At 61.9% G+C, this 18,586-nt stretch carries 17 protein-coding genes; 5 read left to right on the top strand and 12 right to left on the bottom strand.

Going from position 1 to position 18,586, the window contains the following annotated elements; genetic code table 11:
- Positions 1–3: 3 nt before the first annotated feature.
- The 6 genes from ACUTSC_RS01185 to nudF form a co-directional block, all read right to left on the bottom strand.
- Positions 4–918, bottom strand: coding sequence for a LysR substrate-binding domain-containing protein (locus ACUTSC_RS01185; RefSeq protein WP_197767489.1), 915 nt, complete (start codon positions 916–918; stop codon positions 4–6).
- An 83-nt stretch (positions 919–1,001) separates the two neighbouring features.
- On the bottom strand, positions 1,002–2,897 hold the full coding sequence (gene parE, locus ACUTSC_RS01180) for a DNA topoisomerase IV subunit B (protein ID WP_025304305.1): 1,896 nt from the start codon (positions 2,895–2,897) through the stop codon (positions 1,002–1,004).
- 46 nt (positions 2,898–2,943) lie between these two features.
- Positions 2,944–3,528 carry an esterase YqiA gene (yqiA, locus tag ACUTSC_RS01175; RefSeq protein ID WP_025304306.1) on the bottom strand — a complete coding sequence of 195 codons (585 nt, stop codon included), beginning with the start codon at positions 3,526–3,528 and terminating at the stop codon, positions 2,944–2,946.
- Positions 3,528–4,355, bottom strand: coding sequence for a 3',5'-cyclic-AMP phosphodiesterase (cpdA, locus tag ACUTSC_RS01170; RefSeq protein ID WP_033636061.1), 828 nt, complete (start codon positions 4,353–4,355; stop codon positions 3,528–3,530). Before cpdA ends, yqiA begins: the two co-directional genes overlap by 1 nt.
- Before the next feature lie 27 nt (positions 4,356–4,382).
- Positions 4,383–4,808 (bottom strand): DUF1249 family protein, encoded by a 426-nt coding sequence (locus tag ACUTSC_RS01165; protein ID WP_004937244.1) that lies wholly within the window; start codon positions 4,806–4,808, stop codon positions 4,383–4,385.
- On the bottom strand, positions 4,808–5,440 hold the full coding sequence (gene nudF, locus ACUTSC_RS01160; protein WP_004937242.1) for an ADP-ribose diphosphatase: 633 nt from the start codon (positions 5,438–5,440) through the stop codon (positions 4,808–4,810). The genes ACUTSC_RS01165 and nudF overlap by 1 nt, the downstream gene beginning before the upstream one ends.
- 347 nt (positions 5,441–5,787) lie before the next feature.
- On the opposite strand from nudF, the gene hasF reads away from it, so the two are divergent.
- Both hasF and dhaR read left to right on the top strand, forming a co-directional pair.
- Complete coding sequence (gene hasF, locus ACUTSC_RS01155) at positions 5,788–7,305, top strand: multidrug efflux transporter outer membrane subunit HasF (RefSeq protein ID WP_060439221.1); 1,518 nt, start codon at positions 5,788–5,790, stop codon at positions 7,303–7,305.
- Positions 7,306–7,455: 150 nt separating this feature from the next.
- Positions 7,456–9,405 carry a dihydroxyacetone kinase operon transcriptional regulator DhaR gene (gene dhaR / locus ACUTSC_RS01150; RefSeq protein WP_445653035.1) on the top strand — a complete coding sequence of 650 codons (1,950 nt, stop codon included), beginning with the start codon at positions 7,456–7,458 and terminating at the stop codon, positions 9,403–9,405.
- Here dhaR and dhaM read toward each other — a convergent pair.
- From dhaM to ACUTSC_RS01125, 5 genes are all read right to left on the bottom strand, one after another.
- A complete protein-coding gene (dhaM, locus tag ACUTSC_RS01145) occupies positions 9,402–10,832 on the bottom strand; it encodes a dihydroxyacetone kinase phosphoryl donor subunit DhaM (protein ID WP_197767490.1) in 1,431 nt (476 codons plus the stop codon). The two genes, dhaR and dhaM, sit on opposite strands and share 4 nt — an antisense overlap.
- 17 nt (positions 10,833–10,849) lie before the next feature.
- On the bottom strand, positions 10,850–11,482 hold the full coding sequence (dhaL, locus tag ACUTSC_RS01140) for a dihydroxyacetone kinase subunit DhaL (RefSeq protein ID WP_197767491.1): 633 nt from the start codon (positions 11,480–11,482) through the stop codon (positions 10,850–10,852).
- Positions 11,483–11,491: 9 nt separating this feature from the next.
- On the bottom strand, positions 11,492–12,562 hold the full coding sequence (gene dhaK / locus ACUTSC_RS01135) for a dihydroxyacetone kinase subunit DhaK (protein ID WP_060422900.1): 1,071 nt from the start codon (positions 12,560–12,562) through the stop codon (positions 11,492–11,494).
- A gap of 51 nt (positions 12,563–12,613) precedes the next feature.
- Positions 12,614–13,714, bottom strand: coding sequence for a glycerol dehydrogenase (locus tag ACUTSC_RS01130; RefSeq protein ID WP_445653034.1), 1,101 nt, complete (start codon positions 13,712–13,714; stop codon positions 12,614–12,616).
- 153 nt (positions 13,715–13,867) lie between these two features.
- The gene (locus ACUTSC_RS01125; protein ID WP_255411660.1) at positions 13,868–13,999 is read right to left on the bottom strand and encodes a hypothetical protein; all 132 of its coding nucleotides are present in this window, start codon (positions 13,997–13,999) and stop codon (positions 13,868–13,870) included.
- 68 nt (positions 14,000–14,067) lie between these two features.
- Here ACUTSC_RS01125 and ACUTSC_RS01120 point away from each other — a divergent pair, with 68 nt between their 5' ends.
- Both ACUTSC_RS01120 and ACUTSC_RS01115 read left to right on the top strand, forming a co-directional pair.
- On the top strand, positions 14,068–14,730 hold the full coding sequence (locus ACUTSC_RS01120; protein ID WP_197767493.1) for a DUF1190 family protein: 663 nt from the start codon (positions 14,068–14,070) through the stop codon (positions 14,728–14,730).
- 3 nt (positions 14,731–14,733) lie between these two features.
- Positions 14,734–15,894, top strand: coding sequence for a glutathionylspermidine synthase family protein (locus tag ACUTSC_RS01115; protein ID WP_164141355.1), 1,161 nt, complete (start codon positions 14,734–14,736; stop codon positions 15,892–15,894).
- Positions 15,895–15,941: 47 nt separating this feature from the next.
- Here ACUTSC_RS01115 and ygiD read toward each other — a convergent pair whose 3' ends face one another.
- Complete coding sequence (ygiD, locus tag ACUTSC_RS01110; protein WP_047570468.1) at positions 15,942–16,724, bottom strand: 4,5-DOPA-extradiol-dioxygenase; 783 nt, start codon at positions 16,722–16,724, stop codon at positions 15,942–15,944.
- A gap of 322 nt (positions 16,725–17,046) precedes the next feature.
- Here ygiD and ACUTSC_RS01105 point away from each other — a divergent pair, with 322 nt between their 5' ends.
- A complete protein-coding gene (locus ACUTSC_RS01105; RefSeq protein WP_197767494.1) occupies positions 17,047–18,579 on the top strand; it encodes an alkaline phosphatase in 1,533 nt (510 codons plus the stop codon).
- The last annotated feature ends 7 nt before the right edge of the window (positions 18,580–18,586 follow it).

Here is an 18,586-nt window from a genome sequence, read left to right as displayed (position 1 = left end):
CCCTCAGAGGCCCTCTGCGGCCTCTGGCGGTTCTCCCTCAAGGCGGGCGCTGACATAGTCGAGAAAACAGGTGAGGCGCGCCGCCAACTGGGCGTCGCGGTAATACACCGCGTTGATCGGTTGACGCACGTCCAGCGTCTCCCGCACCAGCAGCGGCACCAGCCTGCCCGCTTCCCGATCGCGTCGGGTCATGAAATCTGCCAGTTGGACAATGCCCGCACCGCGCAACGCCAACTCACGCAGCGTCTCCCCGCTGGAGGCCGAGATCGTCGGTTCGATGGCAAAATGCCGCGCCTGCCGGTGACGCAGCGGCCACTGGTTCAGCGACTCCGGGTAGGTGAATCCCAACAGGCAATGGCGGTGCAGATCTTCCACGCCGCGCGGTTCGCCATGCCGTTGCAGGTAATCCGGGCTGGCGAGGATGCGCAACCGGCTATGCCCCAGCAGGCGCGCATGGAGCGTGGAGTCGCGCAGCGCGCCGATGCGGATCGCGATATCGGCGCGTTTCTCCAGCAGGTCGATATTGCGATCGTCGGTGTCCAGCTCCAGCTCAATCTGCGGATAACGGCGGCGGAACTCCGCCACCATAGGCACCAGCACGTGCGCCATGAACGGGGCGGCGGCGTTGACCCGCAGCCGACCGGCGGGCAGCTGGCGCCGCAGCGCCATGAGTTCTTCGGCCTGATCCACCGAACGCAGGATTTCGCGCGCAGGCGTCAGGAAGCTCTGCCCTTCTTCGGTCAGGCTCAGGCGACGCGTGGTGCGGCGCAAGAGCGTAGCGTCGAGTTTCGTTTCCAGGCGGCTGAGTGCGCGGCTGACGCCGGAGGTGGTTTGGCCGAGCCGATCGGCGGCGGCGGTGACCGAACCGCTGTCGACCACCGCCGTGAATGCCAGCAGCTCTTCGAGGGTGATCTTCACGCGGTTCGCCCCAGGTTGACGGGCGCCGCATGCAACGCCCTGCGGGAAAGCAGGCCCGGCGTTTCACCGGGCCAGGGTCAGGCTCAGACCGCCAGTTCGGCCATGTCGCCCTTGTCTTGCAGCCAGTTGCGGCGATCTTCCGAACGCTTCTTGGCCAACAGCATGTCCATCACCGCCAGCGTCTGATCGACGTCATCCTCTGCCACCGTCAGTTGCACCAGACGGCGGGTGTTCGGATCGAGGGTGGTTTCGCGCAGCTGCAGCGGGTTCATCTCGCCCAGCCCTTTAAAGCGCTGCACGTTCGGCTTGCCCTTCTTGCGCTTCAGCTGTTCCAGCACGCCGGCTTTCTCTTCTTCATCCAGCGCGTAGAACACCTCTTTACCGAGATCGATACGGTACAGCGGCGGCATGGCGACATAGACATGGCCGCCTTTTACCAGGGAACGGAAGTGGCGCACGAACAGCGCGCACAGCAGCGTGGCGATGTGCAGGCCGTCGGAGTCCGCATCCGCCAGGATGCAGATTTTACCGTAGCGCAGCTGGCTGAGATCTTCGCTGTCCGGATCGATGCCGATCGCCACGGAAATGTCGTGCACTTCCTGCGAGGCCAGCACTTCGTCCGAGGAAACTTCCCAGGTATTCAGGATCTTGCCCTTCAGCGGCATGATCGCCTGATATTCGCGATCGCGCGCCTGTTTGGCCGATCCGCCCGCCGAGTCCCCTTCCACCAGGAACAGTTCGGTCATGGCCAGATCCTGCGAGGTGCAGTCCGCCAGCTTGCCCGGCAGCGCCGGCCCGCTGGTCAGCTTCTTGCGCACCACTTTCTTGGCGGCGCGCAGGCGGCGCTGGGCGCTGGAGATCGCCAGCTCGGCCAGCTGTTCCGCCGCCTGAACGTTCTGGTTCAGCCACAGGCTGAAGGCATCTTTCACCACGCCGGAAACGAAGGCCGCGCACTGGCGCGACGAGAGACGCTCTTTGGTCTGCCCGGCGAACTGCGGATCCTGCATCTTCACCGACAGCACGTAGGCGCAGCGATCCCAGATATCCTCCGCCGACAGCTTCACGCCGCGCGGCAGAATGTTGCGGAATTCGCAGAACTCGCGCATCGCGTCCAGCAGCCCCTGACGCAGGCCGTTGACGTGGGTGCCGCCCTGCATGGTCGGGATCAGGTTGACGTAGCTTTCGGTCAGCAGCTCGCCGCCTTCCGGCAGCCACAGCAGCGCCCAGTCCACCGCTTCGGTATCACCGGCGAAATTGCCGACGAACGGCGCTTCCGGCAGGGTAATCAGGCCGTTGACCGCTTCCATCAGGTAGTCGGTCAGGCCGTCCTGATAGCACCAGCGCTGTTCGGTGTTGTTCACCTTGTCGATGAAATAGATCTCGACGCCAGGGCACAGCACCGCTTTGGCTTTCAGCAGGTGAGTCAGGCGCGATACCGAGAAACGCGGGCTGTCGAAGAACTGTTCGTCCGGCCAGAAGTGCACGCTGGTGCCGGTGTTGCGTTTGCCGCAGGTGCCGGTCACCGTCAGATCTTGCACCTTGTCGCCGTTTTCGAAGGCGATGCCGTAGACGTTGCCGTCGCGGCGCACGTTGACTTCCACCCGTTTCGACAGGGCGTTGACCACCGAGATGCCAACGCCGTGCAGGCCGCCGGAGAACTGGTAGTTTTTATTCGAGAATTTACCGCCGGCGTGCAGCCGGCACAGGATCAACTCAACCGCCGGCACGCCCTCTTCCGGGTGGATGTCCACCGGCATGCCGCGGCCGTCGTCGATCACTTCCAGCGACTGATCGGCGTGCAGAATCACGTCGATACGCTTGGCGTGACCAGCCAACGCTTCGTCGACGCTGTTATCGATCACCTCTTGGCCGAGGTGGTTTGGGCGCGTCGTGTCGGTATACATGCCGGGACGACGGCGCACTGGTTCTAGACCGCTGAGTACTTCAATGGCATCAGCGTTATAGCTGGATTGAGTCATCGTTGATTATTTTTTCGTGGTTAAAGGGAGGTGCCGGAACGGTCCGTCAGACCGCGTTTAGCCCTAAAAAATCCACAATCTGGGGGAAGTAGTGCTCGAAACCGACGAAGGCGTGGTTTCCACCCGACTCCACCGTTTGCCGACACGCGGTGTAATACGCCACTGCCTGGCCGTAATCGAGAATTTCATCGCCCGTTTGCTGCAGCAGCCAGATTAAATCCGGCGACTCCAAGGGATCGATCTGCATCACTTTCAGATCGTAAACGTGCCGAGACTCTAACACATATTGCTGGCCGGTGTAGGGGTTCTCGTTGGCGCCGAGATAGTCGACCAGCAGCTCAAACGGCTTGACCGCCGGGTTGACCACCACCGCCGGCAGCGAAAAACACTGCGACAACCAGGTGGCGTAATAGCCGCCCAGCGATGAGCCGACCAGCCCGAGCGTTTGGCCGGCGCGCTCCAGCACCATATTTTCCAGCATCTCGGCGGCCTCCGCCGGAAAAGCCGGCAGCTGTGGCACCAGCATCTCGATGTCGGGATGGTGCTCGGCTAGCCAGGCCTTGAAGGCCACCGCCTTGGCCGACTGCGGCGAACTATTGAAACCGTGCAGGTAGAGCAGTGTCGAAGGCATCAGTATCCATCCGAGTCCATATCGGGGCGGAAATCGTCGTTTTCCAGGCGGAACACCTGCGTCTCGACGCGGCCGTCCGGCAGCAGATCGAGGTAGCGCCAGCCGGGGGAGACGTCGTCGATGGTGAAGTTCGTGCAGTGCGGCTTGAATTGCACGCAGGTGGACGGCGTCGCCAACAGGCGCCGGCCCTGCCATTCCAGATCCAGATCCTGGTGAATGTGCCCGCACACCACGGTATTCACTTTCGGATAACGCAGCAGGATCGCGCCCAGCATATGCGGGTTGCGCAGGCTGTGCTGATCGAGCCAGGTGCAACCGGACGGCAGCGGATGATGGTGCAGCAGCAACAGCGTATAGCGCTCGGGATGAGCCTGCAGGCAGCGCTCCATCCACTCGAGCTGGTATTCGCTCAATTCGCCGTGCGGTACGCCGAACACCTGGCTGTCCAACATCAGCACCTGCCAGCTATCGCCCAGCAGCACCTGTTTGGAAGGCGCAATGCCGGCGGCGGCCAACGCGTCGACCATCGCCGGTTGGAAATCGTGGTTGCCCGGCAGCCACACGCAGGGTGCCGGCAGTTGCGCGATGCCGGCGGCGAAGTGGCGGTACGCCTCTTGCGAATGATCCTGCGCCAAATCTCCCGTGGCGACGATCAAATCGACGTCGCGGCGCTGCGCCTGAATGGCGTCCAGCACCGCGTGATAGCTGCGATAGGTATTGATGCCGAGCAGCGTCTCGTGTTCACCGGCAAAAAGGTGGGTATCTGTTATTTGTAGAATCCTGACCGCGGCCCCACTCGCCACGGGCAGTTTAAACAGGCTTTCCAAATGGTGTCCTTTGTTATTTCAGTCTGTCTAACAAACCGGAACCGCCATCGCTCCATGCGCCAAACAGTAGCGCAGCCAATCAGCAAGAAACTGGTTAATTTGATGCTTTTCGTCGCGTTGATGCAACTTTTTATTAGGATAATCATAACGCGCTTTAAAGCGGTAGATCTGCTGACTGGAACACACTTCCGCAACCATGGCGTCATGGTACAACCGCACCGTCATCGCGGGCAGGCTCCAGTAGCTGACCGCCGGAAAGATCTGCTCGATCTCCACCAGCGACGTGTAACGCGTGGACTCAACGATGGTCAAACGATAGCCGGCGCCGTTCACCTGATAAGTCACCGTTTCGCCCGCTTCGTCGTTGCGCGGCAGCAAGCGGCGCAATTGCGCGAAGTTGGTTTCGCACAATCTCATCATTTCGGGGAAATCAGGGGTATAGCGCTGTTTCATTAGTTGGCCCACTCTTTTCTCAACGATTCATGGTGCAACGCCAGCCATTGCAATGCAATCACTGATGCGGCGTTATCGATCGCGCCCTCCTCCACCCAGCGGTAAGCCTGCTCGCGGCTGACCACGTGGACGCGGATATCTTCATGTTCTTCCGCCAGGCCATGGATGCCTTCGGCGGTGCCGGCGTCCACCTCGCCGACCATGATCGACAGACGTTCGCTGGTGCCCCCCGGGCTGGCCAGATAGCTCAGCACCGGTTTGCAGCGCCCGACCACCACGCCGGCCTCTTCCTGCGCTTCGCGGCGGCACACATCCTCGACGCTTTCGCCGGTTTCGATCATACCCGCCACCATTTCCAGCAGCCAGGGCGAATTACTGGTATCGACCGCGGCGATGCGCAGTTGTTCAATCAGTACCACTTCGTCGCGCACCGGATCGTAGGGCAACAGCACCGCCGCATGACCACGCTCGAAAATTTCACGCGTGATTTCAGGGCTCATTTCGCCATTGAACAAACGATGGCGAAACCGGTATAAATTGAGTGAAAAAAAACCACGGTACAGCGTCTCGCGTGCAATAATTTCTACATCTTTTTTATCGAAAGTGACGGGTGACGGCTGCGAACGGTTCATGCGCGAATTCTCCTGCTTGAGTATGCCGATAAAATAAACGGTTTTGATGACAGAAACAGCGGGACTCTCCGCCGCGGCTTTATGTTAGGCTGTTTTTCGCCGCCGGATGCGGCACGTTTGTGCGCTCGCAGGTAATAGCGGGAAACAATCCGGATTGTCAGCCATAATATCAGCTGCAGTCGACCCGGGCAGTACGCCAAGGTAAATGGGCGGTCTGAAAGGTAAAAGTTACGCGAGATGGCACATTCAGCCACCTGATGCGTACCGCAGACTCTGCTAGAATCGGCAACTATTTCGTCTATCGTCAGCGCTAACATAGCAATATTGCTGCACAACAAGGAATGCAAATGAAGAAACTGCTCCCCCTTCTTATCGGACTGAGCCTGGGCGGCTTCAGTGCAATGAGCCAGGCAGAGAACCTGCTGCAGGTCTACAAACAGGCCAGGGAAAGTAACCCGGATCTGCGCAAAAGTGCAGCTGACCGCGACGCCGCATTCGAAAAGATCAATGAAGCGCGCAGCCCGCTGTTGCCGCAGCTCGGTTTAACCGCAGGTTACGATTACACCAACGGTTATCGTGACAGCAATGGCGTTAACAGCAACGTGACCAGCGGTTCGTTGGCGCTGACGCAAACTATTTTCGACATGTCGAAATGGCGCCAGCTGACGCTGCAGGAAAAAACCGCCGGCATCTCCGACGTCACCTTCCAAACCGCCGAGCAGTCGCTGATTCTCAACACCGCCACCGCCTACTTCAACGTGCTGAAAGCGATCGACACGCTGTCCTATACCCAGGCGCAGAAAGATGCGGTATACCGCACGCTGGATCAAACCACCCAACGCTTCAACGTGGGCCTGGTGGCGATCACTGACGTGCAGAACGCCCGCTCGAACTATGACACCGTGCTGGCGGCGGAAGTCTCCGCCCGCAACGATCTGGATAATGCGCTGGAAACGCTGCGCCAGGTGACCGGGGCCTTCTACCCGGAGCTGGCCTCACTGAACACCGATCGCTTCAGTACCCAGCGCCCGGAAGCGGTGAACAACCTGCTGAAAGAAGCGGAAGCGCGCAACCTGAGCCTGCTGTCCGCCCGTCTGAGCCAGGATCTGGCGCGCGAGCAAATCCGCGCAGCCCAAACCGGCTATATGCCGACGATTGACGTCAGCGCGTCAACCGGCATCAGCAATACCAAATACAACGGATCCAACACCGGCGGCGCGAATGCCGCGCGCTACAGCGACTCCGATGCGGGCCAAAATAAGGTCGGCATCAGCTTCAACCTGCCGCTGTACAGCGGCGGCGCGACCAATTCCCAGGTGAAACAAGCGCAGTACGGCTTCGTCGGCGCCAGCGAGCAGTTGGAAAGCTCACACCGCAGCGTGGTGCAGACCGTGCGTTCGTCGTTCAACAACGTCAATGCCTCGATCAGCAGCATCAACGCCTACAAACAGGCGGTGATTTCCGCGCAGAGCTCTCTGGATGCGATGGAAGCCGGTTATCAGGTTGGTACCCGCACCATCGTCGATGTGCTGGACGCCACCACCACCCTGTATAACGCCAAACGTCAGCTGTCCGACGCGCGTTATACCTATCTGATCAACCAGCTGAACATCAAGTCGGCGCTCGGCACGCTGAACCAGAACGATCTGCTGCTGTTGAATGGCGCGTTGGGTAAACCGGTGTCGACCGCACCTGACGCCGTGGCGCCGCAGAACCGCGCGCAGGACGCCTATGCGGACGGTTATCAGGACAATGCGCCAATGCAGCAAACCGCAGCGCCGGTACCGGCGGCCACTCGCGCATCCGCGCCGGCCGTCACCACCAGCCAACCGGCTCGCCAGAGCGGCAACCCATTCCGCAACTGATGCGCACGCGTTGATAAATACGGGGTCCGGCCTGCGCCGCGCCCCGTTTTTTTTGCCCCGATTTCCCCCACTTCTGCCCGCCGCCTCACAGCCGCCGCTGTGCCAGGTGGTATCATCGTCACTCTCGTTTTCGCAGTCTGGTGAGGTTCGATGGACAACGATTCACGCTGGCAGCGCTTGATTAACGACGGCGAACTGCCGCCGCCGCTGCGCCCGACACAGGCGGTTTACGCCTCCTGGCTGCGCTGCCGCAGCCTGATGCAGCCCGACGTCTGGCAAGCACCGCACCGCGCCCAGGGCGCCACCTTCGAATCGATTTGCCGCCGCAAGAACGACCTGCTGACGCTCGGCCAGGCGGCGCTGGAGGACGCCTGCGAATACATGGAGCCGCGTCGTTGCCTGTTGATGATCCTCGACGAGAGCGGCTGCATGCTGTGGCGCTGCGGCGACACCCAAACCTGGGAGCTGTTGCAGCCATTGGGGTTCGCCCCCGGCGCTTACTGGGCCGAGGGGCAGATCGGCACCAACGCCCCGGCGCTGGCGGCGACGGAAGGCCACCCGGTGCGGGTGAGCGGCGAGGAGCACGTGCGCCGGGCGCTGCACGGCTGGTCATTCTGCGCGACGCCGGTCTACGACAACAGCGGCCGCCAACGCGGCTCGATCGCGCTGGGCTGCCTGCTGGCCGACTGCGCCGCCGGCGATCTGTCGCTGACGCTGGCCATCGCTCGCGAAATCGGCAATTCGCTGAACGCCGACGGCCTGCTGGCGGAATCCAACCGCCATCTTAACCAGCTTTACGGCCTGCTGGACGGCGTAGACGACGGCGTCATGGCCTGGGATCACCGTGGCTACCTGCAATATATCAACCAGCGCGCCGCCGCCCTGCTGAAGCTGGACGAGCAGCAGAGCCAGGGCAAACCGCTGGCGCAGCTGCTGACGCTGCCCGCCCTGCTCAAGCGCGCCATCGCCGACCGGCAGCCGCTGCAACACGTCGAAGTCACCTTCGAAAGCCAGCGGCAGTTTATTGCCGCCTTGCTGACGCTCAAGCCGATTTTCGACGGCGATCGCTGCAGTTTTATCGCCCTGCTGCACCCACTCGAGCGGCTGCGCCAATATGTCAGCAGCCAGTTGGGGCGCGTCAGCCACAGCTTCGAACAGATGCCCTCCGCCTCGCTGGAAATGCGGCGACTGATCCGTTACGGGCAGCAGGCGGCCAAGGGCCAGCATCCGATCCTGCTGCGCGGGGAGGAAGGGGTTGGCAAAGAGCGGCTCAGCCAGGCTATCCACAACGCCGGCGAACGCGCCGCCGGGCCGTATATCGCCCTCAACTGCCAGCTGTTGCCGCAGGCGCAGGGGCTGCGTGAACTGCTGGGCAGCGACGCCAGCGAAGAAGAGGCGGGCCAGCTCAGCAAATTCGAATTGGCCAACGGCGGCACGCTGTATCTCGAACAGATCGAATACCTGCCGGCGGAGATGCAGTCGGCGTTGCTGCAGGTGCTGAAAACCGGCGTGGTGATCCGCCTCAATTCCAGCCGAGTGATCCCCGTCGATGTGCGGGTGATCGCCGGCAGCGCCGCCGATCTGCCGCTGCTGGTGCAACAAAACCGCCTCCGCCGCCAGCTGTTTTACAGCCTGCAAGCCTTCGAGATCCAGATCCCGCCGCTGCGCCAGCGGCTGAGCGATATTCCGCTGCTGGTCAAACACCATCTGCGCGCGCTGGAGCAACACTTTCAGTGTCGCTTTCGGGTGGATGACGAAGTGATGGCCCAACTGGCGCTCTACCTGTGGCCGGGCAACGATTTGGAACTGAAAGGGGTGGTGGAGCGCGCGGCGATGATTTGCCACGGCCACCACATCCAGTTAGCAGATTTGCCGGCACACCTGCTCGGCCAGCCGTCGCTGCTGGAGAGCGATCCGCAGCCCGGCGCGCCGCTGTTGACGCTGACGGACATGGAGCGCCAGGCGATCCTCCGCGCGGCGACCGTCAGCCGTGGTCAGTTGACGGAGATGGCGCAGCTGCTGGGTATCGGCCGCACCACCCTGTGGCGGAAGATCAAACAGCATGGGATCGACATCCGCCAGTTCAAGCTGCGCGCCTAGTGGCTGAGCTGCAACACCCCGCGCGCAGCGTCCAGCATCGCCTTCTGCCCGCTGCGGGTTTTGCTCAGGCAATCCTGCATACCGACCACCATCGGAATGCCCATCGCCTTCGCCAGAATGGCGCTGTGCGACAGGGCATTGCCACCGCTCAGGCAGATGCCGAGCACCAGCCGCCTGTCGAGCATCACCACCTCCGAAGGCATCAGCTCGTCCATCACCAGTATCGACGGCTCTGCCAGCGCGATGGCCGACAGCGGCAGCCCCTGTAGATGGCACAGCGTGCGGCGCAGCATGTCGCGCACGTCCAGTTCACGCGCCCGCATGTAGTCGTCATCCAGCTCGCGGTACTCTTCGGCGATCGCTTCCAGCACCTGCCGCCAGGCCTGTTCGGCGCAGCACAGCTGCTGCGCGATGCGGGTGTAAGCCGCCTGCTGCAGATCCGGATCGTCCAACAGCATGCTGTGGGCGCCAAAGATCGCCGCCTGCGGCTTGCCGATCAGCGTACCGGTGCGTTCCGCCAGCCGATTCAGATCGCTCAGGGTGTGCTGCAGCGCCTCACGCAGGCGTTGCTGTTCGCCCAACACCTCGTCCGCGCCAATCCGTCGATCGGCGGTTGGCGGCCAGAAGCTGTGGGCCTGGAACACCGGCCCGCTGGTGACGCTTTCCGCCACCGGGATACCGTGCAGCGAAGGCTGCTGCCGCTCGGAGACCGTCTCGCCGAAATGCTGTTCCGCCAGCGCGTTGAACGCCGCCAGCGCCTCGTCCGCCTGCGCGCCGTCGGCGATCAGGCGAATAGTGTCGCCGTGGCGCACCTGCAACAGCGCCAACTGATTGAGGCTGCGCGGATCGACGCACTGCCCCTGCTTTTCCAGCACCAGCTCGGCCCTGAACGGCGCCAGCGTCTCGACCAGCCGCGCCGCCGGGCGCGCGTGCAGCCCGTGCGGGTTCTGCACCGTCCAGGTTGCGCTTTTGCCCTGCGCCAGCGGCAAAGCCGCGCTTTTCGCGGCCGGCGAGCCTTCGCCCAGCTGCGCCTGTTTGGCCTGCAGCGCGCCCTGCGCCTCCGCCACCACCTGCTCCAGCGAGGCACCGGAGTTGGCGGCCACCACCGCCGCCAGCGTGCCTTCGACCAGCGGTGCCGCACACAGCCGCACTTTGACAGCCACGTCCGGGTCCAGCAGATCGAGCGCGGTTTCGGCACTGAGCAGCGCGCTACCCAAATCCATCAGCACCAGAACGCCGTCACCGTCGGCGACCGCTTCGATCGCCTCCATCACTTTGACCGCGTCGGTGCCGATCGGGTGTTCCTCGTCATCCACGCCCGCCGCCAGCGCCAGCTTGCAACCGTCGCCGCGCATCATCTGCCGCGCCAACTGCTCAACGCCGCGCGCCAGCAACGCGCTGTGCGAAACCACCACGATATTAATCATCTCGCCTCCTGCTACGGCTAACTACCGGCGACCTCAGCCAGCGTTTTCATCATCAGCATCACCGAAGTGGCGCCGGGATCCTGGTGGCCGATGCTGCGCTCGCCCAGATAACTGGCCCGCCCCTTGCGCGCCTGCATGGTAATGGTGCTCTCCACCGCCCGCTCGGCGCTGTCGGCGGCGCGCTGCAGCGCTTCCGCCACGCTCAGGTTCTGCTGCGCGGACTGGCCGAGGCTTTCCACCACCGGCCACCAGACATCGCACATGGTTTTATCGCCCGGCTCCGCCTTACCGCGCATCACCACGCCTTCCACCCCCTCTTGCATCATCTGATGCAGCTCCGGCAGATCCAGGCTTTGCTTGGCGTTCGCCGCCTGCGCCGCGCGGATGAAGAAGGTGCCGAACAGCGGACCGCTGGCGCCGCCCACGCTCGACAGCAGCGTCATGCCGGTGTTTTTCAGGATAAAGCCGATATCCTTGTTCGCCACCGACGGCAGCTTTTCCACCACCTTGTTGAAACCGCGATTCATGTTCAAACCGTGGTCGGCATCACCGATCTCGGTGTCCAGCCGGGTCAGAAAATCGCGCTCCCGGCTGAACACCTCGCCGCAACGCATCAGCCAATCGACAACCTGTTGTTTGGTCAACGCCATGATTCCTCCTCAGCAACCCCAACGCAGCGCAGGCGTTTTCACCGGCGCATCCCACAAGGACAACAGCTCGTCGTCCACGTTCAACAGCGTGATGGACACGCCCTGCATATCGAGCGAGGTGCAATAAGACCCCACCAGGTTGCGTTCAATAATGATGCCCGCTTCGGCGCAGCGCTCCGCCAGCCGATGGTACACGCCGTATAGCTCCGACAGTGGCGTGGCGCCCAGGTTGTTGACCAGCGCGATCGCCCGATCGCCGCGCGTCAGCGGCTGTTTGGTCTGCATCTCGTCGCGCCACTCGCCCTGCTGGCGATCCCAGACGCGGATCGTGCGCTGATAGTGGCCGTGGTCGATCAGCGTATGGAACATGTCGTCCACCGCCGCGTTGAGCGTGGTGAACGGGCGGCGCGCAATGCCCGGCTCGCCGTGAATGCCGACGCCGAACTCCATTTCGTTTTCCGCCAGGGTGAACGACGGCTTGCCGGCGGCCGGTACGGTGCAAGCCCCCAGCGCGATGCCGATTGAGTGCCCGTGGTTGTTGATGCGATGCCCTAACGTCACCACGCTGTCCAGATCGTCGCCGCGCGCCGCAGCGGCGCCCAGCAGCTTCTCCATCAGTACGGTGTTGGCCACCCCGCGCCGCCCGGCGGTAAACAGGCTGTCTTTGACCGCCACGTCGTCATCCACCAGCACCGTCGCCACCGCGACGCCGCTGTCGTGCAGCAGCTCGGTGGCGGTTTCGAAGTTGAGCACGTCGCCGGTGTAGTTCTTGATCAGCATCAGCACCCCGGCGCCGCCGTCGATCGCCTGGCCGCACTCGTACATTTTATCCGGCGTCGGCGAGGTGAAAATCTCGCCCGGACAGGCGCCATCGAGCATCCCTTCGCCGACGAAACCGCAGTGCATCGGCTCATGGCCGCTGCCGCCGCCGGACAGGATCGCCACCTTGCCCGCCACCGGCGCATCGGCGCGGGTCACGAACACCGGATCCGCGTGCACCAGCAGCTCGGGATGGGCCTCCGCCAGCCCCTGCAACTGCTCTTCCAACACCGACTCGACCTGATTAATCAGTTTTTTCACGATGGTTTCCTCTGTAAGAACAGGGACGCGGCGCACCGCGCCCCAAGGGTATCAATGACGCTGCAGCCAGGCGGCGCCCAGCCTATCCGCCGTCAGGATCGCCGCCTGCACGCCCGCAGGAGTGACCTTGAACGGCATGTTGTGAATGGTTTCGCCGGCCGCGCAGCTTGCCTCGGCCACCGCCATGATCTTCGCCGTCGCATCGCCGGTGACGCCCATCTGCGCCAGCGTGATCGGCAAGCCGATGCCATGGCAAAACGCCAGCACGGTTTCAATCTGCGCCATCGGGCTGTTCTGCAGCACCAGCTGCGCCAGGGTGCCGAACGCCACTTTCTCGCCGTGATACAGGTGGTGGCACTCTTCGAGCACGGTAAAACCGTTGTGAATAGCATGCGCCGCCGCCAACCCGCTGCTCTCGAAGCCGATACCGCTCAGATACGTATTGGCCTCAATGATGCGCTCCACCGCTTCCGTCACCACGCCGGCCTCGACCGCCAGTTTGGCTTTCACCCCTTCCGCCAGCAGCGTGTCATAGCACAGCCGCGCCAAACTGAGCGCCGCCAGCGTCGATTTGCCGCCGGCCATGCTGGTGGCCTGGGCGTCGAAGCAGGCCTGGGCTTCGAAATAGGTGGAGAGCGCGTCGCCCATGCCGGCCACCAGCAGGCGCACCGGCGCTTTGGCGATGATGGCGCTGTCCATCACCACCATGTCCGGGTTGCGCGGGTAAATCAGGTATTCGGCGAATTCGCCCTGTTCAGTGTAGAGGACCGACAGCGCGCTGGTCGGCGCATCGGTGGAGGCGATGGTGGGAATAAGCACCACCGGCAGCTGTTGGTAGTGCGCCACGGCCTTGGCGGTGTCGAGCGTCTTGCCGCCGCCGACGCCGATCACCCCGCGGCAGCCGTGAGCCTGCAGCTCATGGCCGAGCCGGTCTATCTCTTTGCGGCTGCATTCGCCGTTGAAGCGGGCCGCGTGATGTTTCACGCCGTGCTGCTGCAGGCTGCCCATCAGGGTGTCGCCCGCCAGCTGCATCACGAAGTCGTCAGCGATCACCAGGTAGTGATCGGCGAGGGATTTGGCGTATTCGCCGACGGCGGCCAGCGCATTGGCGCCCTGAATATATTTGCCTGGTGACTGGATGATTCTCAACATAACCGGATCCTTGTAGGGAGTTGGCGATGGTAACGTTCAGATATCAGGTGATGACGCGCCGACTTCGCCGCCGGCTTGTTGTTGTGCTTCGACTATGAGCGACCGCTGCCCGCCTGGCGAGCTTCGCGATTTTTGTTCCATTATGGAACATCATCATAGCGACAACGTTTCATGATGAAACGCCAACGCGCGTTTTTTCGCCGCGAAAGCGAACTGGCGCACACCCCAACGTATAACTGCGTAAAGAGTCGATTCTGCGGGCGTTTCAGCTTTAATTTTGACCATGTTTCCCCTATCCTTAGCGCCACTACTGGGAAAGGGCGAAAACAGCCCGCATGATGGGATTGATAACGATGAAACGGACAAAAAACATCAACCAAGAGACGTTCCGCAAATCCTGGCGCAGCTACCGTGTCGCGCCCGTGGCTTTGGCGATCAGCGCCGTCTTTATGCTGGCCGGCTGCGAGAAAAGCGATGAAACGGTCTCCCTGTATCAGAATGCCGATGACTGTTCGCGCGCCAATCCTTCGATGAGCGAGCAGTGCACCACCTCCTACAACAACGCCCTGCAAGAAGCGGCGAAAACCGCGCCGAAATACGCCACCCGCGAAGACTGCGTCGCCGAATTCGGCGAAGCACAGTGCACCCAGGCTCCGGCGCAGGCCGGCATGGCGGCGGAATCGCAAAGCAGCGGCAACTTCTGGATGCCGCTGATGGCGGGCTACATGATGGGTCGCCTGATGGGCGGTTCCGGCTTCGCGCAGCAGCCGCTGTTCACCTCCAAGAACGCCGCCAGCCCGGCGAACGGCAAGTTTGTCGACGCCAGCGGCAAGAGCTACGGCCCGGCCACCGCCGGCGGCCGCACCATGACGGTGCCGAAAACCGCCATGGCGCCGAAGCCTGCGGTCACCAACACCGTGACCCGCGGCGGCTTCGGCGAGACCGTGGCCAAGCAGACCAGCATGCAGCGCAGCAGCGCCACCTCCAACTCCGGCTCTCGCAGCATGGGCGGTTGATGCATGAAACGTATTGCTATTACCGAGCGCCCGGATTGGCGTGAAAAAGCGACCGAGTTTGGTTTCCGTTTCCACACCATGTACGGCGAGCCGTACTGGTGTGAAGACGCCTATTACCAGTTCACGCTGGCGCAGATTGAAGAGATCGAAAACGCCACCGCCGAACTGCACCAGATGTGCCTGCAGGTGGTGGAAAAAGTGGTCGGCAGCGACGAGCTGATGGCCAAGTTCTGCATCCCGAAACACACCTGGGAGTTCGTACGCAGCTCCTGGCGCACCAATCAGCCATCGCTGTACTCGCGTCTCGATCTGGCCTATGACGGCGTCAACCCGCCGAAGCTGCTGGAGAACAACGCCGATACGCCAACCTCGCTGTATGAGGCGGCCTTCTTCCAGTGGCTGTGGCTGGAAGACCAGATCAACGCAGGCAAACTGGATCCGGAGTCGGATCAGTACAACAGCCTGCAGGAGAAGCTGATCGAGCGTTTCGCCGAGCTGAAAGCGCATCACGGTTTTGGCCTGTTGCACCTGGCCTGCTGCCAGGACAGCGAAGAAGATCGCGGCACGGTGCAATATCTGCAGGACTGCGCGCAGGAAGCCGGTCTGCCGACCGAGTTCCTGTTCATGGAAGATATTGGCCTCGGCGAGAAAGGCCAGTTTACCGATTTGCAGGATCAGGTGATCGGCAACCTGTTCAAGCTCTACCCGTGGGAATTCATGCTGCGCGAGATGTTCTCCACCAAGCTCGAAGACGCCGGCGTGCGCTGGCTGGAGCCGGCCTGGAAGAGCATCATCTCCAACAAGGCGCTGCTGCCGCTGCTGTGGGAAATGTTCCCGAACCACCCGAATCTGTTGCCGGCTTATTTCGCGCAAGACGATCATCCGCCGATGGATCATTACGTCACCAAGCCGCTGTTCTCACGCGAAGGCGCCAATATCCAGATCGTCGAAAACGGTCAGGAAGTGGCGCGTGTGGACGGACCTTATGGTGAAGAAGGCATGATCGTACAGCAGTTCCACCCGCTGCCGAAGTTTGAAGACAGCTACACGTTGATCGGCAGCTGGCTGGTGAACGATCAGCCTTGCGGTATCGGCCTGCGCGAAGATCGCGAACTGATCACGCAGGATCTGTCGCGCTTCTATCCGCACACCATCCTCGGCTGATCGCCCCGCCGAAGACAAAAACGCCAGTCTCTGACTGGCGTTTTTCTTTAGCCCACCTGCACCGACAGCATGCTCAGCGCTCCCATTTCGATACCGTCGATCGGCACGCTGATGGCCTCTTTGCCATCCCAACCGCCAAGCACGTACAGCAACGGCAGATAGTGTTCCGGCGTCGGATTCGACAGCGCAGCCCCCTCATGGCGCATGAAATCCACCAGCGGATGGTTTTCGCCCCGATAACGCAGGTTATCCCGGACAAAGTTATTGAACGATTCCGCCCACGGGTAGGCGCTGGTATCGCCCTGCCATTTCACCATGCGCAGGTTGTGCACCACGTTGCCGCTGGCGACGATCATCACGCCCTCATCGCGCAGCGCAGCGAGTTTGCGGCCCAGTTCATAGTGATAGGCCGCCGGCTGCGTGCCGTCGACGCTGAGCTGCACCACCGGGATGTCGGCATTGGGATACATCTTGATCAACACGCCCCAGGTGCCGTGATCCAACCCCCACTCACCGAGATCGGCCGTCACCGGCACCGGCGCCAGCATGCGCTGCAACTGCGCAGCCAGCGCGGGAGAACCTGGCGCCGGATAACGGGTATCAAACAGCGCCTGCGGGAACCCGCCGAAGTCGTGAATGGTTTTGGGTTTTTCCATCGCGGTGACCGCAGTGCCGCGGGTATACCAATGCGCGGAAACCGCCACGATCGCCTTCGGGCGCGGCAATGACTCACCCAACGCACGCCATGCCCGGGTGTAACGGTTGTCTTCCAGCACGTTCATCGGGCTACCGTGGCCAAGAAACAGTGCCGGCATACGAGAGGTATTCATAAGGAGATCCTTAGTTCAAATTGTGCTATGCCGCTACATTACGCGCTTTGCCGCACCAACACAGCCGGATAACCGTGATGAAGATGTTCAATAAATTTGAATTAAAGACGAAGGAATGCGCTGGCAAATAGAAAGATAAAAAATCCATATATTTCAATAAATTAATAAGCCACATGAATGCCATGACATTACTGCCACACAGATCTAATTTGTGAACAATTTATGTATTTTTTGTTAAATCAATCTATACACTCCTCCTCTGCCGACGGGAGCAGGCAACCCCGCCGCGCAATGGGAATTACGTCTCACCAAGGAGGAATTCATGTTCAGACTCACACTGGCAACCCGCCTGGCGCTTTCCATGTCCTTGCTCACCGGCTGGACGGCAACCACCGGCGCGGCGGACAACGCGCAGCTGACGCAGCGCGAAGACCCTTACTTCCTTCAGGCACAAGCTCAGCTGCAACAGCGACTGAAACAGGCACCAAATATCAACCGCGCCAAAAACGTCATTCTGGTAGTCGGTGACGGCATGGGATTTTCCACCGTGACCGCCGCCCGCATTTTTGAAGGGCAGCAGCGCGGCGTGGACGGCGAATCCAACGTGCTGGCCTGGGAGGCCTTTCCCTATCTGGCGGCGGCCAAAACCTACTCCGCCGACGCCCAAATCACCGACTCCGCGCCCAGCGCAGTGGCGATGACCACCGGCGTCAAAACCATCAACGATCTGATGGGCCTCGACCATACGGCTACCCTCAACAATTGCGAGGACCAGCAAACCAAAGCCGTCACCACGCTGTGGGAGATGGCCGCAACGCTTGGCATGGCCACCGGCGCCGTGACGACCGCGACCATCACCCACGCCACGCCGGGCGCCACCTATGCCCATATCGCCAACCGCGATTGGGAATCCGACGCAAAAATGCCGGCAGCGGCCCTGGCCGCAGGCTGCCGCGACATCGCGCGCCAACTGGTGGAAATGAAGTACGGCAACGGCCTCAACGTGGCGATGGGCGGCGGGCGCGCCAACTTCCTGCCCGACAGCGTGAGCGATCCGGAATATCCCGGTAAAAAAGGCGCCAGAAAGGATGGCCGCGATCTGACGCAGGCCTGGCTACAACGCTATGGCGAGCGTGGGCAATATATCTGGAATCAGGCGCAGTTCGCCAAAATCGAACCGGCCAAAGTCGACCACCTGTTGGCCCTGTTCGAGCCGTCGCACATGAACTTCGAGCACGATCGGCGGCAAGACGCGGCGGGAGAGCCTTCGCTGGCAGAAATGACCGGCAAGGCCATCGATATTCTGGCCAGGAATTCCGAAGGCTACCTGCTGTTGGTGGAGGGGGGACGCATCGATCACGGTAGCCACAACGGTAACGCCTACCGCACGCTGAGCGACGCGGTCGCCCTGAACGAGGCGGTGAAAACCATCGTCGATAAGGTCAATCTGGACGAAACTCTGGTGATCGTGACCGGCGATCACAGCCACACGTTGACCATCGCCGGCTATGCCAAGCGAGGTAATCCTATCCTCGGCATTTCCGTCGGCGTCGACGGCAAACCGCGGCTGGGCAGCGACGGCAAGCCTTACACCACCGTCGGCTTCGCCAATGGCCCCGGCGGCGCGATCCCGCTGACCGAACGCCCGGCATTAACCATGGAACAGGCCACCGCGCCCGACTTTATTCAGCCGGCGCTGGTGCCGCTGAATAGCGAGACCCACGGAGGAGAAGATCTCGGCATCTACGCCATCGGCCCCTGGGCGCATCTGTTCCAGGGCACGGTGGAGGAGAACTACACCTTCCACGTGATGAATTACGCCAGCCGCATCGACGAACGCCTGTCAGAACGGTAGATACAAA

The sequence above is a fragment of the Serratia sp. TSA_105.2 genome (assembly GCF_052692115.1).
Note: the sequence above shows the minus strand (reverse complement) of the source record. Positions and strands in the feature narration are given on the sequence as shown.